The following is a 7032-nucleotide window of genomic DNA, read 5'->3' on the forward strand; positions in this document are numbered from 1 at the left end:
CTCAAGCACAAGCAATACGCCGCGGATTCTGGCCACACGGGCGGCCCACTGCCACCCCGGTAGCGTATCCCAGACCTCGACAAACGCCCGTGCGCCCGAGACGAGTGAGCCATCTGGTCTGCGAACATGGAACCGCCGCATCGATGTGTCAGACGTAAGATCAGCGCCAAGTCGGGCATCGTTGCTGGATACATCAACAAAGCCAAGTTTCTCGCCACCCACGCGAGACGCGTAATGATCTATCTCAACCGAACACAGCGCACACGACCCGTCAAAGTAGATGGTCGGCCCATTTTCAAACGCCTGATCTGAAACACTGGTTTCTGAAATGTTGCTGATTGCGATTACACCATTGTCGTTACGCGGTATCTCTGACGACCCCATGCCGGCTCAAAATACGCTGCAATGTCCGACGGTGCATTTGCAAAAGCCGCGCGGTCTCTGATACGTTTTCGCCGGCTTCGTGAAAGACCTGCTCGATGTGTTCAAACCGCGCATCGTCGGGTGAAATTGGCGCAGCCGGTGCCGATGGCCGTGTGCCTTTTGGCGCCATAAGCGTATCGACAATCTCGTCCGCAGTGGCGGGTTTCGCAATATAGTCGATGGCCCCAAGACGCGCTGCCGCGACGGCAGTTGGGATATTACCGTACCCCGTCAGAATGATCGCGCGCGCATCAGGGCGTTGTTGTTCTAGCGCCTCAACGACGTCCAACCCGCTTCCATCCTGCAACCTAAGGTCAATGATTGCATATTCTGGTGCATTTGCGCGAACTGCACGCAGACCCTCGGCAACGCTTGACGCAGGCGTAACGTCAAACCCTCTTTTTTGCATCGCGGTACCTAAACGCGACCGAAGCACATCATCATCCTCAACCAGCAGTAAGGTCTTTGTATCGTTTTCCAAAAACATAACGGTCTCCTTTGATATAGATACGCCCGAGACCGCGACATAGACGTCAATCGCGTCAATCTGCCGCTACTGTCTGCGCCGATCCTCTTTTGTTGAGGTTGGGCGTGGGTCGCCGTAGGGAACTTCGGCGCGATAGACATGAAACTGCTCGCCATAGTGCGCGGCAAACCGACGTTCTTTTAGATGTGACGCAAATAGGCAATAGGCCGGTAAATCCTCAAAGATCGCCTCAGGCTTGCGGAGACTTGCCTTAAAACAACGATAGCTGAGTATCATCATTCGATTTGACCTTTTTCTCGCGCTTTGAGGCTGATTTTCGGCTTCCCAGCTTGAGAAAAACGGCGTTTGCCGCGACCCCAAAGTCCTGACCGTTCCGTATAGCAGAGATCTTTTGTTTTGCGGCCCTTGCCGAGGAAGCTTGATCAACAATTGGGACAGGATAGTCCTGCCCAAGCGCAAAATCATTATCGTCGATCAGTGTCTTTTCCCACTTCCATGGAGCGTGAATGAACGCATCCGGAACGCTGTTTAGCTCAGGGACCCACTTTCGAATGAAGGTGCCATTTGGATCATGCTCTATGGATTGTTTGATCGGGTTATAAACGCGCATCGTGTTGATGCCTGTTACACCTGATTGCATTTGTAGCTGACTATAGTGGATCCCGGGTTCATAGTCTGTGAACAGCCGTGCCAGATGTTCGCCCGTAACGCGCCAATCAAGCCATAGTTGATAGCTGGCAAAGCTGACCAGCATAGCCCTCATGCGGAAGGTGATCCAACCTTTCGCAGTCAGATTGCGCATACAGGCGTCAACAAAGGGGTAACCGGTCTGGCCGCTCGCCCATGCTTGGAAATGCAGGTCATTGTGCTCGTTCTCACGCAGCCCCTCAAAGGCCGGATGCATGCAGTGCGTTTCGATTTCGGGTTGGTCTTCGATCTTTTGGACGAAGTGACAGCGCCAAGCCAGGCGAGAGCCAAAGGCCGTCAGGTTGCGGCCAAAGCTCTTCTTTTCATTTGGGGATAACTGGGCGCGGCGTTTAACGATGGATTGCGCGACCTCACGCACAGACAGGCTGCCCCAAGCAAGGTGGGCGGACAGGCGCGAGCAGTGGAATTCAGATAAATCTGGTGCTGAGATGTGATAAAGGTATTCGCGAGATCGGTGATTTAGAAAGCTGCGCAGATCAGCAACGGCATGCGTTCGCCCGCCCTTTTGCACTTTAGCAATAGGTACATTGCCAAACATCGGATCATTTTTCTGAGGTAGAGTGTCGGACTTGCAGAACGGAAATGATCGCAGCGCATCGGGCTTTGGCAGAATCTTTTCCGCCATCCGTGCATTTCGGATTTTGGACCAGTCATCACGACTGCGCAATCTTCGCACAACACCGTTTGTCGGCGCTTCATGCAGTGCGATGTTATTGTCCAAGCACAGTTTTTGAACTGCGATATCTCTGCGGTACGTCCAAAGGTTTCCTGTTTCCTCGTGTGCATACACGTCACTTGCACGGTGTTCAAAATGAAGCTCTTTGATCACTTCGCAAGCATCACCAACTTTTACGATGAGTTGTTGGCCCAACGCCGCCAGATCTATGTCTAAGTCACGAAGGCAATCGTGGATGAAGTGCCAATGGCGACGAGATGCGAAGGGTTGTTTCCAATATTCAGGCTCAACGATGTAAAGCGGTATCATGGGTGCGCCCGACTGCGACGCTTTCAACAACGGGGCGTGGTCATTAATCCGCAGATCGCGTTTGAACCAAACGATGCAAGGTGCCTGTGTCATGTGGAGTTAATCTCATTTTTTGGTGCGCAGCAGCTCTTAGTAGCGTTGGCGATGTAAGGTTGGCTTTCAATTCAGAAGCGGCGCCAAAAACGTCATGTCGATCTTCTACGGCACTTGTTTTCCACGCCAAGTAAGCGATTTTCTATTAAGATCATATAAGTCGACGCGGTTGGCGACGATATCCTCGCACAATTGCACTGCACGGACGGCTTGGTCGCGGGAAAGGTTTTTGTATGCTGGCTTTGGCAGATGTGCGAACCACGGGCCGCCGCAAACGTTATCAAGAACGATGCGCTGAAAGCAGTGATCGTTGCAGACAGGCCATTTCACCGACGGGTCACGCGCGATCTGAGGCATGATTTCTTTTGTGAGCACCATATAGCGACTTATGATGTCTGCCGTGCGGGAGGGGGGCGACGTCATCTCTGCTCCATACCTATCGTTTGCTCCAATATACGCGGGATCTGTTTTCTGACTTTGAAAAACCCAGCGGTCGCATGCGGCCAGATCGCTTCATCCCAAGCGCGACGTTGTTCGCACAGGGTTACGCCGCGCTCCACAAGGTATGGCTCAGCTAAATTAAACCAGTCGCGCAAAGGTCCGTGCGTCACATATGGGGTGAGGATTTGCTTTGCCCCAGCCTTTGCCGCCCAGTCAGCCAAAACTGATGGTTCTGTCGCTTTGAGATGCATCATATCTAAATTTGACCGCAACGCTGCGTCAGCTAATGCACCAGTCTCAAAAGCATAAACATGCTCGGACACCTGAAGCGGCGAGCGCAGGTGACTGCATGACAGTGTGGCAGCGCATTGCAGATCAAGATGAGCATGGTCAAAGTCTTCAATCAGGCAGTCTTCGTCTGTGATCAAAAGCACGGTCGGCAGGTCGGTCTGCGCCTCGTGCATTTTGCACAAAGGTTGCACCGTAGGGAGACCATCTGGCTCCGATGCTTCCAAACCCTGTTCAACCTGTGCAAGTTCGCCATGTTTTGGGGTGAAGCGGCCATCGGTGAATGTATCAATGTTTTGTGCGCGTGCCGGGTAAGGTTTGCCGCGTGTATGCAAACCTGCCGCCCAACGCCATCCCAGCGTGTTTGACGCGGCATCCCCATCAAGCAAATGGCGGTAGAAGAAATCAGCCCCAAGTCGCCAAGGAAGTCCAAGCGTGAAAATCCAGATCGACGCAAACCACATGCGCGCATGGTTGTGCAGATATCCTGTCTCAACCAGTTCCTGCGCCCATGTATCGAAGTAATCCAAACCCGTTTGACCGGTTTCTGCCAGTGCGATGTCACGCCGCAAACGACGATCCCGTTTGAGTGACATCAGATCTGTATTTAACCCTTGGACATAGCTGTCCCAGACCTGCGGGCGTCGTTCCAGCCAGCCTTTGTGGTAACCGCGCCAGATCACTTCTTCGATGAACTTTTCTGCATCTTCCGGCCCGTGTGCATCTAATGCTGCCGTGACCACCTCAGCTTCCGTGATCAGCCTCCGACAAATGTAGGGCGATAACATTGACACTGCTTTGTGCTGACCCGGACCATGATCATAATTGCGACCATTCTCGTATCGACGGCCCATTGCAGGAATAAACGCCTGCATTGCGGCAAGACCAGCAGCCCGTGTGGGAACCATTTCAGTCATTGATCAGCATGTCGTCGATCAGCCGCGTGATCGCAGGCGATTGTGGTGATGTGTTGGATCCGAAAGTCGCTACGACCCCACCATTTCTATCAATGAGCACTTTGTTGAAGTTCCACCGCGGCGTGAAACCCGTTTCAGCCTTGAGCGACGCGTAGAACGGATGGGCATCCGCCCCCTTCACATGGGTGATCACCGTCATCGGCAGATCAATACCATACTGCAGTTCGCAAAAATCTTTGACCTCCGCGTCGGTTGCGAGTTCCTGATTGAAGTCATCAGATGGCACAGCCAGAACGACAAGCCCTTGTGCGCGGTACGCATCGTAAAGGTCTTGAAGTCCGCGGTATTGTTGGGTGAAGGCGCATTGCGATGCCGTGTTCACGACAAGCACTGGCTGGCCAAGCCACTGGTCGATGGAAAGCGTGCCACCATCAATCGATCCAAACGGCGCCTTGGTTTCAAGCGCCACTGTTTGAGACCCCAAGAAGATAACTGCGCTGATAAGAAACCGCTTGATCATGAATGCCGCCCCCGTGCGATTGTCGTTTAGTTCATCAAATCTTCGAATAATCCGTGATACCTGCGATGTCCGGCTTTGTCTTTGTCACCACGGCACGCATCTGACGTCCAAGGCGCGTGCGCTGCGTCTTTGGTCGCCATGTGTTCGGAGGGGCGGTCAAAACGATCAATAAAGCCAGTTGCTTTAGGGTTATCTGACATAAGCGATCTCCGGTGTGTTTGTTCTTTGTTTAGTTAGGTTAGATACGTCAAGCTCATGGGATTAGATGCATTTGAATGCGACACTGGACGGCGGGTTTGCAAAGATACCGTGGCATAACGCAGGTTGTTAATAAAACGCACGAGGATGTACGATGGTCCATCGGTATGAGCGGACAAATACTTTTCCCTTCAAGCGTCTGATCACACCCGTATTTGGCATACTCCATCCACCACATGGCAAGAAACGGATTGTGGTCGTGTTCAATCTGGTCGAACTATTTTCCCCGCTTTCGTGGCAGGATATATGGGACTGTCGCCTTATAGGAATCAAATTTCGCTCCGTACCGTGCGGCAAAACGGCGTTCCTTTAGGCGTGGCGCAAAAAGGCAATAGGCTGTGTAGCATACCGCGAGGGCCAGTTGGTCTGGCGTCCACACAGGCACCAGCCAAAGCGTCAGGGCGAAGGCCACATAGATCGGTTGGCGGATCAGGCGGAACAGGCCTTGGGTTGGCATTTCGGGAAATACGGGCCGGATGCGCGCCATCAGTGACATCCAGCCAAGTGCGCCTGACTGTACCTCCGCACCAGCATCGAAACTGGCCTTACCAAGGATCAACCACGCAACCGCATAGGCCGTGCTGATAGCCCAAAATATAGCACCCTCAGCCTGCCACCAGACGATCCCCGATGGCGTCCACAGCGTAAACAGCGCCAAAAGCTGCGCGGACGCGATGATCGCATAGGTCGTCGTTGCAAGGGTTGCTCCGTGTGGTCCGGAGATCAGGCGCTGTAAAATGCCATTGCCTCTTTTTGTCAGCAAGATCGAATGTGCCAGTGGAAATTGCACGATCAAGGCGACGTTCGCCAATATGGCCCAAGGCCATGGCACAGCGCCAAAACTCTGGCTGAGGCCAAAGAACATCGCCAGAATCATGGAGAGGACGGCAGCAGCAAATAGCGCGTGGCATAACACACCCAAACCAAGCGCCATAAGCACACGCCCTGCACCCTGCGGTGGTGACATGGCCGCCCGGATCAGTGTGATTAGGCGTGCAATACGCGGATCTTCGGTCATGAACGGGTCTGCAAAATATCTTGCGCAATCGCATCGCCACTGATCCATGCATCCTCAACCTGTTGACCGATGCACCAGTCGCCGCCTGCATAGAGCGACTTTGCGTGATGCAAGAAAGGTTGGCCCAAGGGCGCAGTCACACGGGCATAGCGCCAACGATGCGCACTTGCGTGGATCACTTGATTTGCAGCCACGCTGAGCTGATCACACAGAAGCGGAAGCATTCTCGCGATAACCGCTGCTGGATCGTCTTCCAGATATTGAGCGCTGAACGCGGGGCTGGCCTGTGCCACCCAGGCGGTCGCCTGACCCTGTGGTCGGCCTGGTTTGCTGCTGTTATGGGCAATCCACGCGAGCGGACCTGCATCATCACGGCGACTGACATAGGGCGCTGGTGCGTCGATTGCAGCCATCAACGTCAGGCAAGGGGTGAAACGCACGTCAGCCGCTTGCACAACAAATGGATGATCCTGACCAAGCAAGCCCGCTAGCTGTGGCGCAGGCACTGTAATGACAACCTGATCAACGTGGTGGATTTCTTCGCCAACCTGAACGGTCCAGTCCGTTGTTTCACGGCATATAGCACTGACCTGCGCCAATTGCCGAATATCGAAGCCTTCAGACATCGCGCGGGGCAATCCCGACATTCCGGGGACGCCCACGAAACGCGGACGGCCTGAACCGTCATCCCATTTGGCTGCCGCACCCTTTGTTTGCAGGTCACCCAGCACCTCAGCAAAACGGTCGTCATGCGCCGTGATATATTGCGCCCCATGATCAAACTGCATCTGTTCAATACGTTTGGTCGCCATGCGCCCACCAATGCCACGGCCCTTGTCGAAAATGATCGGCGCAAGGCCTGCGCGGGCCAATCTGCTTGCGCAGGCCAGCCCG

Annotated in this window: 8 protein-coding genes; all 8 read right to left on the reverse strand. The window is 53.9% G+C overall.

Annotated elements, in window-relative coordinates; translation table 11 throughout:
• On the reverse strand, positions 1-384 hold a 384-nt coding region (locus QZ197_RS13605; protein ID WP_296432657.1), incomplete at its 3' end, for a DUF393 domain-containing protein.
• The gene (locus QZ197_RS13610; protein WP_296432658.1) at positions 359-910 is read right to left on the reverse strand and encodes a response regulator; all 552 of its coding nucleotides are present in this window, start codon (positions 908-910) and stop codon (positions 359-361) included. The genes QZ197_RS13605 and QZ197_RS13610, both read right to left, overlap by 26 nt.
• Before the next feature lie 250 nt (positions 911-1160).
• Complete coding sequence (locus QZ197_RS13615) at positions 1161-2696, reverse strand: deoxyribodipyrimidine photo-lyase (protein WP_296432659.1); 1536 nt, start codon at positions 2694-2696, stop codon at positions 1161-1163.
• 419 nt (positions 2697-3115) lie between these two features.
• Positions 3116-4342 carry an FAD-binding domain-containing protein gene (locus QZ197_RS13625; protein WP_296432660.1) on the reverse strand — a complete coding sequence of 409 codons (1227 nt, stop codon included), beginning with the start codon at positions 4340-4342 and terminating at the stop codon, positions 3116-3118.
• Positions 4335-4862: a glutathione peroxidase gene (locus QZ197_RS13630; protein ID WP_296432661.1), complete on the reverse strand. Its 528-nt coding sequence runs from the start codon at positions 4860-4862 to the stop codon at positions 4335-4337. The genes QZ197_RS13625 and QZ197_RS13630 overlap by 8 nt, the downstream gene beginning before the upstream one ends.
• 26 nt (positions 4863-4888) lie before the next feature.
• Positions 4889-5062: a hypothetical protein gene (locus QZ197_RS13635; RefSeq protein ID WP_296432662.1), complete on the reverse strand. Its 174-nt coding sequence runs from the start codon at positions 5060-5062 to the stop codon at positions 4889-4891.
• 275 nt (positions 5063-5337) lie between these two features.
• Positions 5338-6138 carry an isoprenylcysteine carboxylmethyltransferase family protein gene (locus QZ197_RS13640; RefSeq protein ID WP_296432663.1) on the reverse strand — a complete coding sequence of 267 codons (801 nt, stop codon included), beginning with the start codon at positions 6136-6138 and terminating at the stop codon, positions 5338-5340.
• On the reverse strand, positions 6135-7032 hold an 898-nt coding region (locus tag QZ197_RS13645), incomplete at its 5' end, for an FAD-dependent oxidoreductase (protein ID WP_296432665.1). The genes QZ197_RS13640 and QZ197_RS13645, both read right to left, overlap by 4 nt.

Origin of the sequence: Yoonia sp. (assembly GCF_017854415.1) — a bacterium.
Classification (GTDB): Bacteria; Pseudomonadota; Alphaproteobacteria; order Rhodobacterales; family Rhodobacteraceae; genus Yoonia.

Bases quoted from the DNA above. Each gene is read 5' to 3' on its own strand.
- QZ197_RS13610 (WP_296432658.1), bottom strand. From the start codon at position 910: ATGTTTTTGGAAAACGATACAAAGACCTTACTGCTGGTTGAGGATGAT.
- QZ197_RS13615 (WP_296432659.1), bottom strand. From the start codon at position 2,696: ATGACACAGGCACCTTGCATCGTTTGGTTCAAACGCGATCTGCGGATT.
- QZ197_RS13625 (WP_296432660.1), bottom strand. From the start codon at position 4,342: ATGACTGAAATGGTTCCCACACGGGCTGCTGGTCTTGCCGCAATGCAG.
- QZ197_RS13630 (WP_296432661.1), bottom strand. From the start codon at position 4,862: ATGATCAAGCGGTTTCTTATCAGCGCAGTTATCTTCTTGGGGTCTCAA.
- QZ197_RS13635 (WP_296432662.1), bottom strand. From the start codon at position 5,062: ATGTCAGATAACCCTAAAGCAACTGGCTTTATTGATCGTTTTGACCGC.
- QZ197_RS13640 (WP_296432663.1), bottom strand. From the start codon at position 6,138: ATGACCGAAGATCCGCGTATTGCACGCCTAATCACACTGATCCGGGCG.